20 protein-coding genes are annotated in these 18,989 nt (G+C 51.2%); 11 read left to right on the top strand and 9 right to left on the bottom strand.

Annotated elements, in window-relative coordinates:
- Positions 1-30 precede the first annotated feature (30 nt).
- The 9 genes from AC6ESO_RS17135 to infC all read left to right on the top strand — a co-directional run bounded on the left by AC6ESO_RS17135 (position 31) and on the right by infC (position 10,026).
- Complete coding sequence (locus tag AC6ESO_RS17135) at positions 31-318, top strand: late competence development ComFB family protein (protein ID WP_494821307.1); 288 nt, start codon at positions 31-33, stop codon at positions 316-318.
- A gap of 122 nt (positions 319-440) precedes the next feature.
- The gene (locus AC6ESO_RS17130; protein WP_497092414.1) at positions 441-1,322 is read left to right on the top strand and encodes an NAD-dependent epimerase/dehydratase family protein; all 882 of its coding nucleotides are present in this window, start codon (positions 441-443) and stop codon (positions 1,320-1,322) included.
- 132 nt (positions 1,323-1,454) lie between these two features.
- Positions 1,455-2,783: a translocation protein TolB gene (locus AC6ESO_RS17125; RefSeq protein ID WP_497092413.1), complete on the top strand. Its 1,329-nt coding sequence runs from the start codon at positions 1,455-1,457 to the stop codon at positions 2,781-2,783.
- A gap of 248 nt (positions 2,784-3,031) precedes the next feature.
- Positions 3,032-4,393: a sugar phosphate nucleotidyltransferase gene (locus tag AC6ESO_RS17120; protein WP_497092412.1), complete on the top strand. Its 1,362-nt coding sequence runs from the start codon at positions 3,032-3,034 to the stop codon at positions 4,391-4,393.
- 22 nt (positions 4,394-4,415) lie between these two features.
- Positions 4,416-6,461 (top strand): cyclic di-GMP-binding domain-containing protein, MshE-related, encoded by a 2,046-nt coding sequence (locus AC6ESO_RS17115; protein WP_497092411.1) that lies wholly within the window; start codon positions 4,416-4,418, stop codon positions 6,459-6,461.
- Between the two features lie 38 nt (positions 6,462-6,499).
- Entirely contained in the window at positions 6,500-8,131 is a 1,632-nt protein-coding gene (locus tag AC6ESO_RS17110; protein ID WP_497092410.1) for an ArnT family glycosyltransferase, read from the top strand.
- A complete protein-coding gene (locus AC6ESO_RS17105) occupies positions 8,118-9,107 on the top strand; it encodes a glycosyltransferase family 2 protein (RefSeq protein WP_497092409.1) in 990 nt (329 codons plus the stop codon). The genes AC6ESO_RS17110 and AC6ESO_RS17105 overlap by 14 nt, the downstream gene beginning before the upstream one ends.
- On the top strand, positions 9,104-9,514 hold the full coding sequence (locus AC6ESO_RS17100; protein ID WP_497092408.1) for a GtrA family protein: 411 nt from the start codon (positions 9,104-9,106) through the stop codon (positions 9,512-9,514). Before AC6ESO_RS17105 ends, AC6ESO_RS17100 begins: the two co-directional genes overlap by 4 nt.
- Before the next feature lie 23 nt (positions 9,515-9,537).
- The gene (gene infC, locus AC6ESO_RS17095) at positions 9,538-10,026 is read left to right on the top strand and encodes a translation initiation factor IF-3 (RefSeq protein ID WP_497092407.1); all 489 of its coding nucleotides are present in this window, start codon (positions 9,538-9,540) and stop codon (positions 10,024-10,026) included.
- 47 nt (positions 10,027-10,073) lie between these two features.
- On the opposite strand, the gene AC6ESO_RS17090 is transcribed toward infC, so the two are convergent.
- The 5 genes from AC6ESO_RS17090 to AC6ESO_RS17070 form a co-directional block, all read right to left on the bottom strand.
- Positions 10,074-10,295 carry a hypothetical protein gene (locus tag AC6ESO_RS17090; RefSeq protein WP_497092406.1) on the bottom strand — a complete coding sequence of 74 codons (222 nt, stop codon included), beginning with the start codon at positions 10,293-10,295 and terminating at the stop codon, positions 10,074-10,076.
- A 102-nt stretch (positions 10,296-10,397) separates the two neighbouring features.
- Positions 10,398-11,396 carry a hypothetical protein gene (locus AC6ESO_RS17085; RefSeq protein WP_497092405.1) on the bottom strand — a complete coding sequence of 333 codons (999 nt, stop codon included), beginning with the start codon at positions 11,394-11,396 and terminating at the stop codon, positions 10,398-10,400.
- A 25-nt stretch (positions 11,397-11,421) separates the two neighbouring features.
- A complete protein-coding gene (locus AC6ESO_RS17080) occupies positions 11,422-12,423 on the bottom strand; it encodes a hypothetical protein (RefSeq protein ID WP_497092404.1) in 1,002 nt (333 codons plus the stop codon).
- Positions 12,420-13,355: a helix-turn-helix transcriptional regulator gene (locus tag AC6ESO_RS17075; protein ID WP_497092580.1), complete on the bottom strand. Its 936-nt coding sequence runs from the start codon at positions 13,353-13,355 to the stop codon at positions 12,420-12,422. The genes AC6ESO_RS17080 and AC6ESO_RS17075 overlap by 4 nt, the downstream gene beginning before the upstream one ends.
- Positions 13,356-13,497: 142 nt before the next feature.
- The gene (locus tag AC6ESO_RS17070; RefSeq protein WP_497092403.1) at positions 13,498-13,686 is read right to left on the bottom strand and encodes a hypothetical protein; all 189 of its coding nucleotides are present in this window, start codon (positions 13,684-13,686) and stop codon (positions 13,498-13,500) included.
- Between the two features lie 158 nt (positions 13,687-13,844).
- Between AC6ESO_RS17070 and AC6ESO_RS17065 the strand changes: the two genes are divergently transcribed.
- Both AC6ESO_RS17065 and AC6ESO_RS17060 read left to right on the top strand, forming a co-directional pair.
- Positions 13,845-14,339: a hypothetical protein gene (locus AC6ESO_RS17065; RefSeq protein WP_494821294.1), complete on the top strand. Its 495-nt coding sequence runs from the start codon at positions 13,845-13,847 to the stop codon at positions 14,337-14,339.
- Positions 14,340-14,468: 129 nt separating this feature from the next.
- Positions 14,469-15,134: an HAD family hydrolase gene (locus tag AC6ESO_RS17060; RefSeq protein ID WP_497092402.1), complete on the top strand. Its 666-nt coding sequence runs from the start codon at positions 14,469-14,471 to the stop codon at positions 15,132-15,134.
- A gap of 81 nt (positions 15,135-15,215) precedes the next feature.
- On the opposite strand, the gene AC6ESO_RS17055 is transcribed toward AC6ESO_RS17060, so the two are convergent.
- The 4 genes from AC6ESO_RS17055 to AC6ESO_RS17040 all read right to left on the bottom strand — a co-directional run bounded on the left by AC6ESO_RS17055 (position 15,216) and on the right by AC6ESO_RS17040 (position 18,711).
- A complete protein-coding gene (locus AC6ESO_RS17055; protein ID WP_497092401.1) occupies positions 15,216-15,917 on the bottom strand; it encodes a PspA/IM30 family protein in 702 nt (233 codons plus the stop codon).
- 71 nt (positions 15,918-15,988) lie between these two features.
- Positions 15,989-16,216 carry a PspC domain-containing protein gene (locus AC6ESO_RS17050; protein ID WP_494821291.1) on the bottom strand — a complete coding sequence of 76 codons (228 nt, stop codon included), beginning with the start codon at positions 16,214-16,216 and terminating at the stop codon, positions 15,989-15,991.
- A gap of 295 nt (positions 16,217-16,511) precedes the next feature.
- Positions 16,512-17,804: a LysM peptidoglycan-binding domain-containing protein gene (locus AC6ESO_RS17045; protein ID WP_497092400.1), complete on the bottom strand. Its 1,293-nt coding sequence runs from the start codon at positions 17,802-17,804 to the stop codon at positions 16,512-16,514.
- A gap of 76 nt (positions 17,805-17,880) precedes the next feature.
- On the bottom strand, positions 17,881-18,711 hold the full coding sequence (locus AC6ESO_RS17040) for a hypothetical protein (protein WP_497092399.1): 831 nt from the start codon (positions 18,709-18,711) through the stop codon (positions 17,881-17,883).
- Between the last annotated feature and the right edge of the window lie 278 nt (positions 18,712-18,989).

The raw sequence follows: 18,989 nt of genomic DNA, 5'->3' as shown, positions 1-18,989 counted from the left end.
GATGTCAAAGACTAGCATGGGAGCGTGCGAATGAATTATTCCGGGAGTTTGCCTGTATTGAATGTCATGGAACCTATTGTGGCGGCTGTGTTGGAGGAGCATTATGTGAAGACGGGAATCCTCAAATGTGGCTGTGACCGATGCAAGCTGGATATATTACTCTTATCACTCAATCATCTTCCTACTCATTACACCTCTTCCCAAGAGGGAGAGGCTTATATTAAAGCGCACTATTTGAACCCGCAGCAGCAGTCCGATGTGTTGCGCGAAATTACGGAAGCCATTAAAGTGATCGAGTTAAAACCGAATCATAAGTGAGATGCCAACCATCCGTTCGTTTTATGAGCGGGTGGTTTTCTATGATTATAACGCGGCTTTTTGCGAAGCAGCTGCAAAATATGGCAAGATAGAGACATACGGCTATAGAAGGAGTGGGAGTTATGCGTCAAGTGCTGGTATTGGGCGGTACGCGTTTTTTTGGCAAGAAGCTGGTGGAACGTCTGCTGGAAGCGGGCGATCAGGTTACGATCGTAACCCGGGGAGCGCAAGGACATCCATTCGGCGATCGTGTGCAGCATCTGCTGGTCGATCGGACGAATGCGGAGGCGCTGGCGTCCGCGATTGGAGAAGCGCGTTACGATGTCGTGTATGACAACATCTGCTATAAACCGGGTGAGGCTGAGGAGGCGGTTAAGCTATTCGAAGGTCGCATCGGTAAATATATTGTGACCTCGACGCTTAGCGTCTATCCGTTCGGGGAGCCGCGTAAATCGGAGTCGTACTTTGATTCGTTGACGTATCCGATTCCGCAGCCCTATCCATCGGAGATCAACTATGGGGAAGGCAAGCGGTTAGTTGAAACGGTCTTCTTCCAAAAGGCTTCTTTCCCCGTCGCCGCAGTTCGTTTCCCGATTGTGCTAGGAGACGATGATTACACAAGGCGGCTGCACTTCCATGTGGAGCATGTACAGCAGGGGCTGCCGCTCGGCATTCCGAATGCCGACGCGGTGATGTCTTTCATCGATGCGGATGAAGCGGCCGCGTTTCTGGACTGGCTGGGCCGCAATACGGAGACCGGCCCGTTCAACGCATGCTCTCGCGGGGAGATTTCGCCGGGCGGCATTGTGGCATGGATCGAGAAAGCGACGGGTCAGCAAGCTTACGTGGCGCTGGAAACCGATGAGCAGCATAGCTCGCCGTTTGGCGTGCCGGAGCCGTGGTACATGGATACGGCCAAAGCGGAAGCGGCCGGCTACAAGTTCCGCGAGCTTAACGATTGGATGCCGCCGCTGATTGAGCGTATAGCACAGGAGAAGAAATAACATTTAGCTGCCGAGTGTCGCAGAATTGCGATGTTCGGCAGCTTTTCTATTTGTACAGGGGAGGTTGTCGCTCATATTAATTGGAAAAACAGTCCATACTACTTCGGAAAATGAGGAACAGATGGAGGGTATATGAAGAAGAATCGATTTACACATACAGGCCGAGTGACTTGGAATGGACTAATAGCTGCTCTGCTTACGGTTGTTATAGGTGTTACGCTGACCGGGATGAAGGGGACGGTCGTGCAGGCAGAGCCGTCGCCAGCGCAGGAGCAGGGGCAAGAGCAGGTGAAACCGCCGCTGATGGCTGCGTTTGTGCGCGGGGGCGCACTGTGGGTGAAGGTGGACGGCAATGAGAAACAGCTCACGCAAGCGGAGCATGTCATTTCGCCGAAGTGGTCTTATGACGGACAATGGCTTGCATATGCGGCCGGGGAGCAATCGAATGAGCTGTGGATGCTGGAGATATCGACAGGGTCGAAGCATTTGCTTTCCGCGAACGGCGGGCGCAATTATAAATGGTCGCCGAATCGGCTATTGCTCGCTTTCGAGGAACAGCAGCGGCTCTATGTCGTTGACCAGCAGGAAGCTGCGAAACCGGTGGAAGTGAGCTCGACGATTGGGAATATCAGCAACTATGCTTGGCTGCCGGGCGGTGACGGGTTTGTGGCATCGACGCAAGCGGAGTTTAACGGCCAGACGCCTGTGCGCATTATGCAGCTTACGATGCAGCCCGGGGCTGACTCCGTTCAAACGAAGGAGCTGTATGTGCTGCCTTCGCAGTTGAACGAATTGCCTGTCGTGGGAACAAGCGTGTTCAAGTGGTCAGCCAGCGGCAAATGGATGGCGTTCCTTGCTATTCCTACCGCTTCCCTATCGGCAGATAGCAACACATTGTGTGTGCTGGCGGTCGACGGTTCCGTATTCAAGCCGGTCGATCAGATGGTGAACCACGCCAACTGGATACAATGGTCGCCACAAGACGAGGCGCTGGCTTATATCGGCGGAATTGGCCGAGAAGCCTCGTCGAATAAACAGCTGCGCGTGACGAACGTTCCGGAGATTCAGCTGAGGAATGATTTTACGCCGGCAGGTTTTGTCGATCAGGATTTCACCTGGCGAAGTCCGGTGGACATCGTCGTTTCGCGGGCGAAGGCGAGCGAAGGACCGGATAGCTCTGGGAATCGACCTTTTCCAAGCCTGGTGAACGTGAAATTGGAAGGGGGACAGCAGAAACGGATCACGAAGAGCGCAGAGGGCTACGGGGATTATGGTCCGGTTTCGCTTGGAACGGACGGACTTAGCTGGGTAAGATCGAATCGCAGCATGGCCAATGTGCTTCTGGTACCTGCCGGTCAAGGGGAGAAGAAGGCCGCGCAGTGGATCGCAAACATCGATATCGGTACTAATTACTATGAGCAATGGAATTGGAATTCAGTACTGAAATTTTTTAGTAAATAGTGTAATTAAATGCGCGCAAAATAGCCTCGAAATCAATGCTTTTGACTTTGAGGCTATTTTCTATGTCCAAACTAAGTTTGCGTACATCTTCCTTTAAGCAAAAGAAATGACATTCTTACCACAATTTAAATATAACTTGGAAGAAACTAAATGAATGATTTTCGGGTATCTACCTTTATAGTAGAAGTGTGTGTGTTACTTAAGTCCTATAACTCCATCCGATTTTCTTACCAATAGAGGAGAACCATATGCGAATCATCCTTTTATCCGGGGGGTCAGGAAAAAGATTATGGCCCCTGTCTAATGATTACCGCTCGAAGCAATTTATGAGGGTCATGGCTGCCCAAGATCCCTCGGAAGATGTTCAAACCTCGATGATTCAGCGCGTTTGGGCAAAGCTGGAGGAACATGGCCTTGCCGAATATACAGTCATAGCGGCCAGTAAAGATCAGCAGGAAATCATTCAAGCTCAAATCGGGGAAGAGGTTCCCCTTGTTCTTGAGCCGAGCCGAAGGGATACATATCCCGCTATTTGCCTGGCATCCAGCTTTCTAAGCAGCAAATTGAAGGTCTGTGCCGACGAAGTGATCGTGGTTATGCCCGTCGACGTCGATGCGGATGACGATTTTTTCGCCTCGATTAAGCAACTAGCTATTCAATTTGAAGGCACCGTGGGTAATCTTGGATTAATGGGGTTAAAGCCAACGCACCCATCCGAGAAATTCGGTTACATTCTCGCGAGCACCATTCACGAACAATCCACGCTGCTTCAAATTGATAGATTTGTAGAAAAGCCCTCCACGGAGGAAGCATCCGCGTTAATTAATCAAGGAGCCCTTTGGAATTGCGGCGTTTTTGCTTATCGATTGCAGTATGTCCTGGACTTGATTAAGGCGGAATCGTGGCCGGTCGATTATGAGCGTCTCCAGCGCCAATATCCTACCCTGCCGTCGATCAGCTTCGACTATAAAGTTGTAGAACGGGAACGGAATGTTGTCGTGTATCCGTATGATGGGAAATGGAACGACTTGGGCACATGGGATGAGTGGACCGATACGATGCCTCATCATTTGAATGGGAAGGGCATCATCAGCGACGATAGCGTGAACACCTATATTATTAACGAATTGCAAATACCTGTCGTCGTGATGGGCATATCGGATGCGATCGTTGCCGCAAGTCCGGACGGAATCCTGGTGATTGACCGGGAGGCCAGTCCAAAGGTAAAGGATCTGGTACAGTCCATTTCCGCGCGTCCTATGTACGAAGAAACCGAATATGGCTGGTATCGCATCATCGACCAGGAAAATCAGCAACCAAACCGTCAGGTCGTAACGAAACGCGTTCATATTTGGGCAGGTAAACTGATGAGTTATCACGAGCACGAGTTTCGGGATGAAATATGGACCTTCATCAGCGGAACGGCGGAGGTTCTGGTAGACGACCGGAGATTTCAGGCGAAAGCCGGAGATGTCATCCATATACAAGCCGGTTCCAAACATGCCATTAAAGCCATAGAGGCTGTTAACTTTATTGAGGTTCAAATCGGCGAGCAAATAAGCGACTCCGATATATGCCGGCATGAATTCGATTGGGAAGAACGAAAGTAGCAAGGAAAGGATGACCGCAAGCATGCAGGTTGTAAGAATCGGTGATGCCCTTCTGAAGGAAGGCTTAATAACAGAAGCCCAATTGCAGGAGGCCGTTGACTACCAAGCCAAATTCGGCGGTCGGATCGGCGATATTATTGCGGAGTTATTCCATATTGATCGCGAGAACATTCAATTGGCAACAAAGAAGGTCGCTTCCAAAGGGCGGCTTGGCGAAATGCTGGTGCAGACAGGTGAAATTACGCAGGAACAACTGAGCAATGCCCTTGCTTTCCAGCAAAAAAGCGGCGGCGTGCTGGGCGATATTCTGTTGTCTTTGCGTTACATTGAGCCGGATCGGCTATATAGAGCCATCGCGACGCAGAATCAAATAGGGCGGATTGGGAGCGAATTCTCGATCGAACAAGAGCTGAAGCTGCCCGAATCGACGGCCAGAGCCTTTAACGCCATTATTATTAATAACGATAAGAACCGATTGTTAGTAGCCGTGGGTTCGATTCTAACGGCAGAACAGCTGGTCGAGCTCGAACAGCACCTCGGACAAGCGGTAGAACAAGTCTTGGCTACCCGCGAAGAAATGGAGTTCTTCTGGAAAGCTGCCTATGAGCAGGAGCTCATGGATGAAAGCACGACGAAGCTCATGCTCGCGCAGCCCGAGAATTCAGCACACATTACAATTATGTCTTCCCAATGGCTCATGTTCGGCATTACCGTTGCGGTTTTACTCGGCGGGTTACTATGGAATTGGCTTTGGACGTTAATCATTGTGAACATCATTATTCAAATCGCCTATATCGGCATGTCCGTTTTCAAATACACCATTATCTTGTTCGGCATGAAGCAGTCTTCTCAGCTTCGTTTTACGCCGCAGCAGATCGATGAGATCGATGAACGAACGCTTCCGGTCTACACGATATTAGTGCCAATGTACAAGGAGAGCGCCGTCATTCCCCAATTGCTTCAGAATATCGAGGGCTTGGATTACCCGAAAGCCAAACTCGACGTAAGACTGCTTATTGAGGAAGACGATACGGAAGCGCAGGAAATGCTGAAAGCGATGAATTTACCGGCCTATTATACGGTTCTTGTCGTACCGCACAGCCTTCCCAAAACTAAACCGAAAGCCTGTAACTACGGGCTGATTCGGGCATACGGAGAATACGTGGTCATCTACGATGCGGAAGATAGACCCGACCCCGATCAACTCAAGAAAGTCCATCTGGCTTTCATGCAAGAGCCCGATAATTGCTGCTGTATTCAGGCGAAGCTGAACTATTTCAACAGCGAGCAAAACATTTTAACCAGATGGTTTACGCACGAATACAGCATGTGGTTCGAACTATTGCTGCCGGGTGTCATGCAATTGGACATTCCGATTCCTCTCGGAGGGACTTCGAATCACTTTAAGATGAGCGTGCTTAAAAAGTTAAATGCCTGGGATCCGTATAACGTGACCGAGGATGCGGATTTGGGGGTACGGCTTTACAAGGCGGGCTACAAGACGGCTATCGTCGATTCTCATACATGGGAAGAAGCCAACAGCCGGCTAGGCAACTGGATTCGCCAACGCTCCAGATGGATCAAGGGATATATGCAAACATGGCTTGTGCATATGCGAAACCCGATCAAGCTATGGAGAGAAATCGGCACCAAAGGATTTATCGGATTCCAAGTCATGATCTTGGCGACGCCGATGCTTCCGCTGTTGAATCCGATTTTCTGGGTGATGCTCGTGGTTTGGTACTTGGGTAAGGTGGATGCGATTTCGTTGTTCTTCCCGGGTCCGATTTATTACTTTGCCGCCGTTGAGCTGTTCTGCGGGAACTTTCTCTTTGTCTACAGCAATACGATGGGCATCTATCGCATTACCGAGCAGTTGCAAAACAAGAACAACTCGGTATTCTCGTTCGGTAACGTCAAATACACGCTGCTCACGCCGATTTATTGGATACTGATTAGTATCGCGGCGGTCAAAGCAGGCATTCAACTCATTACCAATCCTTTTTATTGGGAGAAAACAACGCATGGGCATGCACCTGCGAGCGCAAGTGAAAAGATCGGTGCATAGCCGCTGCTTACCTTACAGATGGAGGCTCGCAAACCATAATGATTCATACATCTCCGCAGCAGCAAAGCAGGGCGGACAGGCTGCTAGCTTGGATCTTGTTCTTATTCGTCAGCCTGACCGCGTTCGCGGTAGGTTTCTATATCAGCTATTCGCAAGGATACATGCATTCCGACTCGGTCAGCCGCGTCGCGAATGCATTTTATGTCCTCTATAGCCGGGATCCCCATTTAGGCGCGATCGGGTTCGTCTGGACCCCGCTGCCGAGTTTATTGGATCTAGTCGTTCTTCTGCTCTATCCCGTGTTCCCTGCTTTAGCGTCCCACGCGCTTGCCGCGGTCGTTGTCAGCAGCATCTTCTCGGGACTCGCGTCCATGTTGTTATACAAGACGGGAATCCGTTTCGGCTTGCCGAAGTGGTTAACGCTGAGCATTGTGATCCTGTACTCGCTGAACCCGTTTATTTTCTTGTTCGGCGTAAATGGCTTAAGCGATTCTCCTTATTTATTTTTCCTGCTCTATGCCATGATTCAGTTTACGGATTGGATGGAACGGAGGGACTCGACCAGCCTGGTGAAGGCGGGCTTTGCTTTGGCTCTCGCCTTCTGGACGAGATATGAAGCGGTACCGGTAGGATTTGCGATGGCGTGCGCGGTATTCGTCGTGATCTGGTTTGTTTTCGGCCAAACTGGCCAAGAGGAATCAAGGAAGCTTCGATTCAAACGGAAGTACCATCATATCGAGGCGACTTGGATCCTTCTTCTTCTTCCGGTCGTATTCTCGGGTCTCATCTGGATTTTCTTTAACTATACGATCATGCACAATCCGCTTTATTTCTTGAATTCGGAATATTCGAATGTCGCGCAGTCCGATTCGCTAAAGGCAGACGCAAACTTTGAGAAAATATTCAACAGCCCATTACTTGCGTTATGGCTCTGCATCAAGAAAACAGCGTGGTTCTCGGCCCCTCTTTTCGGCGTTATTATCCTGAGGGTGATGAACAAGAGGCTTTTCAAGTGGGATATCGTGGTTCTCTTTCTCGTGTTTTGTTCCATTCCCGCATTGCAGTTTCTGTTGCTGTTAAACTCGTCTTCGTTCGCATGGTTCCGTTACTTCATGTATGTGTATCCGATAACGGTAGCTTGGTTGCCCTATGAGTTAAGCAAAGTGAAAATAAACTTCCGAAATTGCGCGGTTGTGCTGAGCAGCCTTGTCGTGACGGTTGGTTTGCTCACTTATGCCTTGACGAATCCGCTCATTGCGCCGGATGAGAATACATTCCTTACGTACAAGCAGGGCCGGCATATTAAAAGCATCCAATTGGATCGCTCGGTAGCCAAATGGCTGGACGAGAATCTGCAGAACGATACGATTCTAACCGATAGCGCCGCATCGTTCATGATCATCGTGAACAGTAAATATCCGAAACGATTCATGATTACGAGCGATTATGATTTTAGAGATGCCGTTTCTGATCCGAATGGAAATGGGATTGATTATATATTAATTCCGCGTTTGCCTGTGTACAGCACGATTAATAAGACCTATCCGAACTTATTCGAACACGGCAGCGAGTTTGCCACGTTCTATAAAAGCTTTGAAGATCCCATGCATCGTTATGAATGGCGATTATACAAGGTGGTAAAGGGGGAACAAACAATTGAAGGACATTGAAATTTCGGTCGTGATCCCCGTCTATAACGAAGCGGTTCATATCGCCGGTTCGCTTCGAACCGTCGCGGAACAATTGCAGAAGACGACATCCTCTTTCGAAATCATCGTCATTGATGACGGCTCCGGGGACGAGACGTGGAGCAAGCTGTCATCTCTCGGTCAGCAATTGCCTGAGCTGTATTCCTATAGGCTCAGCCGCAATTTCGGCAAAGAATATGCGCTTTGCGCCGGCCTCGATCAGGCGAAGGGAAGAGCCGTCATTATTATGGACTCTGATATGCAGCACCCCCCGAGCTTGCTATCCCAGATGATCCATCTATGGAGGCATGAGGGCAAACAAATCGTCGAATGCGTCAAAGTGAGCCGCGGCAAAGAACGATTCGATAAAGCGCTTGGCGCATCGCTCTTTTACAGCTTACTGAATCGATTATCCGGCATGGACTTGCGCGGAGCCTCCGATTTCAAACTGCTCGATCGCAGGATCGTAGATGCGTGGAAGCTTATGCCTGAGCGAAACCTATTCTTCCGAGGAATGACGGCGTGGGTCGGTTTTGAACGCGCGCAAATTCCCTTCGAGGTGCCGGAGCGGATCGGGGGGGACAGCCAGTGGAGCCTATTTAGCCTCATTAAACTCGCGGTACAAGCAATTGTAGCCTTCTCATCCATCCCGTTACGAGTCGTAAACTTATTCGGTGTGATCTTCTTGGTTGGTTCCGTCCTCTTGGGTATTCAAACGTTGGTTCGTTATTTCATGGGCACGGCCGTAAGCGGATTTACGACGGTCATCCTGCTCCTTCTCTTTACGGGTAGTCTCATCCTAATCTCGCTTGGTATAATAGGGGAGTACGTGGCTTCGATCTATCAGGAAGTGAAGGGCAGACCTCGCTATTTCATAAGGGAAGCTGCCCATGGAAGAGCCTCCAGGGACAAGTTTGATTATCATGCGGAAGCGGCCGCAAGCATTGAGGAAACATGAAACTTAAGATCATGATCAAGTACGGTGTTGTTGGCATTATCGGAACGGCTCTTCACTTTATATCGCTCATCGCCTTGGTCGAACGGCTTCACTTCCATCCCGTTCTGGCATCGGCAATCGGCTTTATTGCTGTATTGGCGGTATCTTATTATTTGAATCAAAATTGGACGTTCTCCTCCGCGCCTTCCGGATTACGCGCGATAGTCAAGTATACGGTCGTGTCCGTAAGCGGGTTAATGTTAAATACCGGCATCATGTATGTCGCGGTTGAAGGAATGCACTTACGATATACCGTCGGCCAGCTGCTGGTCACGGTCGTCATTCCTTTGTTTAACTTTGTCCTGAATTATTATTGGACGTTCCGCAGCGGCGAAACGACGGCTTTATCGTCGGAGAGAACCCACTAGAAAAAGAAAGGGGCGGTTATGGCATGATCGTGAATGAGCAAATAAAAGCATCCGAGGTGCTGTTGACGGGGTTAAATGGCGAGCCGCTTGGCGTTGTCTCCCGTGAGGAAGCGCTGGCGCTTGCAAGAGAGTATAAGGTTGACTTGGTCTGCACGTCTCTGATGAGCAGCCCGCCGCCTTGCAAGCTGATCAGCAGAGGGGCAGCCAAGCAGAACGCATCGGCAGCGAAGCGCGAGGAGCGGAAGAAGGATCAGCCGCTTAAAGCGAAGGAAATCCGGCTGACGCCGCATATCGAAGAGCATGATTACGACACGAAGCTGCGCCAGTGCGAGAAGCTGCTGGCTTCCGGCAATGCCGTTGAGCTTGTCGTTCGTATCCAAGGGAAGGAAGGACCTAAGGCGAAGGAGCTGCTTGAGCAGCTGCTGAAGGACCTTTCCGGAAGCGGGAAGAAGGAGACGGGCATTCAGCTAAGCGGCAAACAGGCCGCGGTACGCGTACTGCCGTTGCAATAATAAAGGGGCATCCGTTTAATTGGCGGATGCCCCTTTATTGTTTGGCGCTAGAACGAGTGTCCGTCTGCGTGGTTGGAGTAGCGCTGCTCTTCATTATTATCCGCGCCGTCAAAGGCATGCTGGACGTTGTCGACGATTTCTTCAATCGCATGGCTAATCATGTCCAGAGGGCTGGTGTCCTGATGGTCTAGCGGCGTATTGATGCCCGCCGCCGTATTAGAGGTTTCGTTGTATGCTTCTCTGTCTTGGTACTGCTCTCGGTTACGCATTGCTTAGGCCCACCTTTGCTTGGAGTATTCGTGTCTGTCACAATTCACTCCTATTGTGCCCCGCGATGTGAGGTTACAACCAAAATAAGCAACAAGTTCCAATTATCGCAGCGCAATATCATGAAATCGGTTATGGACCGTTTCCCGCATGAACTGCTTGATCCGTGTAATGGCTTCTTTCTCGTGACCTTTGGCTTCCCTAAGCAGAGAGGCCAGTCGGCCGGCATAAGCAGTATCGCCATCCCTATCAGCGTAACCATTGCCGGATGCGGCGCCCATTTCCTCCAACAGCTGACCCCACATCTCGCTCACCTTAGCGTAACAAGCTGCGATCGGCTGGCAGCCGGGCCAGATGAGCCCGAGCGCGTCTGTATACGAAGCGATATCCTGCTTAGCTGCGGCATATGTGCGAATCACCGCCGGCGCTTCGGCTGGATCGTATTCACCATGCTCCAGCAGCTCGATCAGCGCGATGTAGGCCTGCTCACCGCAGGCGTATTCGCTTGCCGGCAGCAGCGCATCATGCGATTCCCAGTAGTGAATCGCTTGCATGAGCGACTCCCGGTACACCTCATGCGGATCAAGCGCGATCTGATTTTCGATGCGTTGATAGTACCAGTAAGGGGAGTCGCCGCTGCGTCCGAAATCCGCATAGGGCAGTTGATTAAGCGCCCCATCAGCTTCCGAACCATCCGAAAACAGAAGAACCTGCGAAGCATCGTCGTATCCGGCGGCGATGACGAATGCATCCTTCCAGAAGATCGCGCCGGCGCCGCGGTCAAGGGACTCTTTAATAGCCCGAAGCGCGTGCTTCTGATATAAAGGGAAGGCATGATCGAAGTTGAAACCCGCATGCTGCGCGCTGGTCATGCCAATGAAATCGGCAGCCAGAAAATGCTCCGCCAGCCAGTTGTAAGCCGTAGCGGAGGGTGCGGCCAGCCTGCGATGGATAGTAAAACGAAAGCCCATCGAGGTCATACCTGCCAGCATCGATTTGGATTGCGTGAAGAAACCTTGATGGACGAGAACAGCGTGCATCGCATCGATATACGAATGGGATTGCAATGTGAGCTGTAAACCTACTAGTCTTGTCGGCGCCATGAGCAGGGGCACCTCCTCCCTTAAATTAACGCGGCGTGGCAACGCCCCATCTGCGAATTGTTGATCGACTCAAATCCGGATAACGCTCCGAGATCATCCGGAATACCGTAATGGCTCGCTCCTCAAGCTCCTCGGCACGATGCATCAGCTCGCACAACGCATCTCGGCTTAAAAGGTCAATATGCCTGCCTACTGTGCCATTCTCCTTGATGCACGTCTTCATGCGAGGAAGCAGCAGAAGCAGCTCCTCGTAAGCGGAAGCGGCCTTCTCCAGTCCGTTAAACGTCCCCGAGACATCTCGCAGATAAGAGGCGATTTCTTCACGCGTGTACATATAGTCATCCATGATGTAAACGGCGCCGCCCTCATCGTAATCTCCGCTTTGCAGTCCATTCCGCAGGAAGGTGTACGCGAGCTTCCCGGAAGCGATATCGGTATTCGGCCGTGTTTTGTATGGAGTATCCCAGTCGTGAATGGCGACCCGCAGCGATTCCAGTACCATATCAGCGAGCGGGGGCTCCATCCGTTCACCGACGATCTGACAGTACCAGAAGCCGGTGAAGTTTAAGCCGAGATTATCGTACAGCACGATTTGATAGTCGGAGGAATGTCCGTCTTGGACGTAAAAAACGGCATCGTCATCGTCGTAACCGCAGATGACGCCAAACTCCGGAATCCAGTAGATGACACCGAGCCCGTCATCAAGCGATTGTTTGACCCATGTGACAGCATCCTGCTGGTAGTAAGAGAAGGTGGGGTGACGTGTGCGGCCCGCATCCCAAACCGTATACAGACCGAGATTTCGGATGGCTGGGGAGTGCTCGTCACCCCATTGCCCATAAGCGGATACCGATAGGGGCAGCAGCCGCTCATGGACCGTGAATTTGAAAGCCATTCCGGTGAGACCGGCAAGCTTATATTTAGGGCCATCAAATAGATTCGCCGCCGATAATATGGCATACAGGCTGTCGATGTACGACTTGGATTGTCTTTTCATGGTGATGCCATCCAGCAATACGCGCGTCATGTTGTCGCTGCGCCTCCTTCTCCTAACCGTTCCAGTGTTCGTCTGCAAAGCGCATCGAGCTGGTCTCGAAGCCATCGCGGTGCGAGCAGTGCCTCCCAAGGGGACACCATCAAATGATGTAGGAAGGATTCAATTTCATGAAATTCCACTGTATATAACGCCTGATCAGGCGTGGAGGCGCGTATACGATATCCGTGCCAGGATCCCGAGGCGATGGGCTGAGCCAGCTTTACTTGTGCTGTGTAAGGCTTGCGCTGCGGCGAGCCTGCCGCCGTGGAACCGCCGGCACCCCATTCCAGCGTTTCTGCATCCATGGGCTCGAACCTCGTAGAGGATACATCCACGCTGCTGATGCCATTGAGCCGCAATAAACGCTGCTTGTCTGCTTCTTCGATATAGGCAATCACATAGTCGCTATTGTAATGACTCACTAGTTTGAGCGGGCGTATGGACAACTGCTGCAGCCCGGATTCATCCCGATAGGTGACCCGTACGATGAAATGCTGCGAAATCGCATAGGTAAGCCGTTCAAAGGCGTGAATGAGCTGCGGATTGGTTTCGAAGATGGGCAGCCGTTGAACAAGCGCTTCGGATTCCGCTTCCTCCTCTGAGAAGCGGTCAAGCAAATGCGCGACACGATTTACCGATGCTGCATTATCGTAATTGTACTGACGATAGCGGTAGGCTAAATATTTTAACACCTTCTTCTCCTCGTCGGTCATATAGAGCAAGGGAAGCGCGTATGTTTTATTCTCGTAGCAATATCCGCGGTATTTAGCGACATAAAGCAAGGGGGCTGAGAGCGAGTAGGTCAAATACTCGATATCGCGCTGCGCCTGGCGCTTCGAGATTTCGAATTGCTGAGCCAGCTGCGTGCTGCTCGGGTACTTGCCCTCTCTGATCTGACTATCGAACCACCTGATTCGGTGCATGTTGCTCAAGTCGTACCCTCCTTTAAATCGAACGTTCAAACGCTGCCACTGTATGTATTACATCATCCGAAGCCTTCGACTGACAAGCAAAGTTTGAGTCCGAAATAGTGACCCGTCCCCCGGATGGAGAACGGGCTGCCGTCTAACCGGAAATGCGATCTACGGAATCCTGCGGAGAATGGATGCATCGTTTACATACTTTTACCGTAGATCCGTCTGTTTTAGCCCGAGGATAGAGCAGTTTGGTACGTGTTCTGCTGCAGACCGGACAAGTGCCGCGGCCGCGAGAAGGAAGGCTCCACAGTACACGCCCGCGTTTTGTTTTTGCCATTGGTAGTGACCCTCTTTCGAAAGCTGAAGTGATTACAGGATTAAGTATAAAATAGCTGATGCGACATAAAATGTCGTATCAGTACATGGTGCTAGTTTTGTCTTGCGCAGCTGCTGTGGTATAATCACAGCAAATATTACCGTTCCCCGGAGGCGATTATGCTCAGTTTTGACCAGAAGCTTTCGATTTTGGAGTCCTTTCCTGAGCTCAAGCGGAAGGACGTGTCACTCGGCCGTGTGAATTATCAGTATGATGAAAGTCTGTACGATAAGAAAAATGTGGCGTTCCACCTGCACCCGAATGGAAATGGGTACGTGTATGCCGGACATTTGCGCGGCTATGATACGGATGAGAAGGGGTTTGTAAACATCCGCGGCTATGAAGCCGATGCGTTCCGTCAATTGGTAGAGGAGTCCATTCGTTCGCTATCCTACCGTGCGCCGGAGCCGACCTCGAAGAGCGCCAAGGCTGCTGCTGCCCCGCGCGGCGAGGTACATGCCTCGACTTGGTTCGGACCCGAGAAGCAGTCGCTTATTTTGAAGCATGAGGATGATCTGTGGTACGTGTATGCCGGACCTAACCTCGAGATGGTGCTCGAAACCTATGAAGAAGCTGAACAATATTTGCAGGAAGAAGGCTTCTTTCTTCTATAATCGGCTCAAAGAGAACCGCCCGGCTGTGATCGCCGGCGGTTTTTTATTATGATGAAGTGTTTCTTTTTGCTATTTACATAGAGGAGGCCGTTGGACTACGATCAGGGTAACGGAAATGGGGGAGATGCTATGTCGTCGTCGACGATTCGAGCAATTGTATTTGATTTCGATGGTACGCTGGTGGATACCGAATCATGCGCCTATGATGCGTTTTGCCGGATTTATGAGGAGCATGGCCATATGCTGCCACTGGAGAGATGGGCACTTTGCGTAGGGACAATAGGCGGACCTTTCGATCCGTATGAGGACTTGCAGGAACTTGCGGGGAAGGAACTCGACAGGGCTGCGCTTAAGGAGCGTTTCGAGGTGCTGCATGACGAATCGCTTCGTGACGTGAAGCTTCGCCCCGGCGTTCTGGCGCTGCTGGAAGAAGCGAAGCAGCTTGGGCTGCGAATCGGCCTTGCATCGAGCTCCGATCGGGGATGGATCAACAGACATCTAAGGGAACAAGGCATCGCCGGTTATTTTGAGACGATTTATACAAGAGACGATGTCGAGTTAGTAAAGCCCGATCCGGCGCTTTACCGATTGGCGGTTGAAGCGCTTGGCGTTCAGCCGTTCGAGGCTGTTGCGGTGGAGGATTCCCTGAACGGACTGAAGGCAGCCAAGGCTGCAGGCCTGAAGGCGATCGCGGTTCCGAATCCGATCACCTCGCATATGGATTTGTCGCAGGCGGATGTTCGGATTACGGGGTATGAGAATCAGACATTGGCGGGGCTGCTTGAGCAGCTGTAGATGGACAGCTTAGACAGAGCCGCCAATAGCGGAACCTAAAAAGCCTCCCGATGGGAGGCTTTTTAGGTTGTTCTAGTAGCCTTATTCCGTTGGAAGCTTTCTGCGCAGCTGTTCCATTTGCTCATTGATTAGCGCATCTTTTGCAGGCGTGCCTGCTGTATTCGCAGTAGGTGCGCCATACGAATCGCTGTAGCCTGCGCCGTACGGTTGGCGGTTCATGGCCACATGGGCTTCCCATTGGGCGATTTTCTCTTCGATACGCTGGAAGCCGCGTGAAGCGGATCCGCCTTCGAGGCTGGCACGGCCCATGCTGAAGCTTGGCATGCCGGAGCGGGACTTCGCTGCCGTTTGCTGAATGCGCGCAAGCAGCTCTTCGCGTTTCTTGAGCAGCAGAGGGAGCTCCGCACGGGCTTTCTCAAGCCGCTGTGTCAGCTCAGCGATCGTCAGCTTCGCTTTCTCGATCCATTGCGAATATTCTTGCGCTTTCTCGGTGTAATGCAGCTTCGCCGTTAATGCCTCGCGCGCCGTAGCTTCATTGCCGGCTCTCATGGCATCGAGTGCTTTAGCTTCGCTGTGCTCTGCCATTACCGCTGCATCGTTAGCTTGCTGTGCAAGTCCTTTAACCATCGCTTCTTGTTTGAACAGCTCCTGCTGTGCAGTTGCGATCTCTTCTTGCATGCCGCGCACATATTGGTTGAGCATCATGGCCGGATCTTCCAGCTTGTCGAGCAATTCGTTAGCAGCTGCTTGTGTAATATTGAAAATTCGATTTAGCAATCCCATTGTTGAACATCTCCTAGTTTTGGTTTTTATAGTGTTGTCTGGCTTAATGACTGCGTGTTTCTTCCTTCAGGTTAGACGTGAAAGTGGAAAGGGCTGTCCGGGGACAAAACCTCGAACGGCGCTTTCGGTACAATCAAACTTGCGACGATGTACACGAGCAGCGTTGTGCCAAGGCTAAATACGCCGGATACGATGAGAACAAGTCGGATGATGGTTGGATCAACGCCGAGCCAATCACCAAGGCCGCCGGATAGACCAGTCAATTTGCGATTCAAAGTAGAGCGGTAAAGCTTTTTCATGTTGAAACATCTCCTTTAGGTTTGTGTTTGTGTAGTAGTTGAGTTAGTGCCGTCTATTGTGAAGGTATGTTCTGTCGTATGGTGATGACGTTTAACTGATATCCTTAGTTTAAAATAGGACGGCCTTCCTCGAAACCGTCTGGCGGCTGTTCTTCATGCTGGCCTTAAGGCGGGGGAAGCCTCCGACCTCAGGCCGCTGAGCATGACAAATAAGCACTCCGTATCCAGCTCGGCGCATGGCCGAAGCTGTCATTGGAGTGCTCATTATCGCCACTAGGCCGCCGTTGCACCGATGCTAAGGCAGCAGTTTAACGACATTAAAATTATCTTCGATTAACAACCAGTTCTGCGGGAAGCTGAGACCCAGCTTCCAATAGCTAATGCCGCGGAGCTTGAGTTGTTTAAGCAGGTTGAATTTTGCTTGAATAGAACGGGCATCCTCAAACCATACCTTATGCTCTTTACCATTAGCATCCCAATAGGAGAAATTCGGCGCTTGAGCGGTGTAGTCGTATAGGATCTGGGCGTTATATTGTCTTGCGAGGGCAATAGCTGCTTGCGGACTAATGGCCCGGGCATAGGCGCCGCCGGCTACGTAGGGCAGTGTCCAGTCATAGCCATATAAGTTTTGCCCCATGACGATCTTGTTCGCCGGAATCTCCGTGAGCGCGTACTCCAGCACCGTTCGAACCGGACCGATCGGAGAGACGGGCATTGGCGGCCCGCCGCTGTATCCCCACTCATAGGTCATGATGATGACAAAGTCAGCGATCTGTCCATGGGCTTTGTAATCATGGGCCGAATACCATGCGCCTTGCTGGGTAGCGCTTGTTTTGGGAGCGAGCGCCGTGGACATGGTGAGTCCGGCCTTGTGGATCGGGACGACAGCTTTGCGCAGAAAGCGGTTGTAGGCTTCCTTATCTTCAGGACGGAGGTGCTCCAGATCGAAATGGATGTCCTTATAATTCAGACGTTTCGCGGTGTCTAGGATGGTAGCGATCAGTTTATTCTGCAGAGCCGGGTCGTTCAGAATGAGCTGACCAAGCTCCGCGCTGAATTGATCGCCTTCCAAATTGGTGATCGTCATCATCATCGCTGTACGATAACGCCGTGCAATGGATTCGAGATCGCCAAGCGGAGGCAGGGCGAGCGTGCCGTCGCGCTGGATGCGGAAGCTTGAAGGTGCCAAATAGGTAAGAAGCGGAGCTGCGTTTCGGGCTGCTTCCGTTAAGGCAGGGGAGACCGTCGTCCCTCGTGGATCAATGTAGGCATTGATCACAGCGTTGCGTTTCGGAATTGGCGGGATATAGAGGCGATGGCCGATCTGCAGCGTACTATTGATCCCGATGTTATTGACTGCAGCAAGTGTGTCAGCCGTGGTGCCGAATTTCCCGGCGATGCTCGTTAGCGTATCCCCCGGAAGCACCCAGTAGTATTGCCCGACAATCGGAATAACGAGTGCCTGTCCGATCACCAATGTATCGGCCGGCGAAATCTCATTCGCTGAAGTGATGTCTGTAACGGGTACCCCGTACGCCTGTGACAACCGGTAAAGCGTCTGTCCCGCCTGAACGACATGAATTTGCATCGATTCCCCTCCTCCCGGAACTCACCTCTTACATGCTATTCCGTTCTACTGCCGCACATGTCAATGGGCAAAGGCGTTATTTGGTCGGAATTTCAGCGTTCGTTGCACGGATGATATCGGAAATACGCGCTTCAAAAGCGCTGACTCGCTGTTTCTGCTCCACAATCGTACGTGAAATAGATACGAGTGTGGTTAACGATTGGAGCGTGCCTTCGTAGGAGTTTGCTTTGATCGTCTCGTTTAACGTTTTGACGACAGGCGATATATTCTTCTTCGTGCCGGAAATAACGGATTGGACCGATGTAATCTGACTTCGCAGCGGATCAGTCTCGGCGAGTTTGGCGCGCAAATGCTTGATCGTATTCGCAGTGGCAGCCTTTGCGGACTTAAGGATCTCTTCCTTGATGCGTATTTCAGTGCGGGCAAGCTGCGTGGAGGGCTTTAACAGATCCGCTTGAATCTGAAGCAAGGCAGCCAGCTGCTTCATCTTGAGGAACTTGGCGTCTTTGATTTGGGTATTTAACGACGTGTACATCGCAAACAGCGGTTGATACCGTTCTTTGGTTTGAGCTACGTCTTGCGTAAGCTTGCTGATCTTCGCGGCATCGATCTGGCTGATCCGGGCACGGATCGCGGTAAGTGCATGGCCATTGTAGTAATGGAGGGAAGCAATCGCGGTATCGAGCAAATCTTCCTTCTGCTGAACGGCAGTCAGGTTTAGCGATTGAGCCGTGAGATTCTGCTTCATGCTGTAGCTTGCGGCGGTTATTTGCTTCGAGAGCTTGTTTTGGGCCGATTCGGTCAGCTTCACGGATGATGCGGAGACGGTAGCAGGCATGGAGATCAATAGTGCGAGCAGAGCAAGTAGTACGGCTGAAATCGGCTTTCTCATCATAGAATGTAACATAGTGATCAGTTCCTCCTTGGACGGGTCCCCCTTGTAAACGCAAAAGCACCCGCAAGAAAGGCATGATAGCCTTTGCTTACGGGTGCTTCCAACGTAAGAGAACTTATTTTGTTTATTTTGTAAAATGTATCCTATCCGCAGGAAAAAGTCAATCGGTTTGTGAAGTCGACGATTGCTGGATTTTACTGGTTTAAGCTATAATGAAATAACAGATTCCAAGCCTGAAGTTTTCGCCCTGCTACACCCCGAACGGATAGACCAATCCAAGAGTTCAGGAG

Source organism: Paenibacillus rhizoryzae (assembly GCF_059686995.1).
Note: the sequence above shows the minus strand (reverse complement) of the source record. Positions and strands in the feature narration are given on the sequence as shown.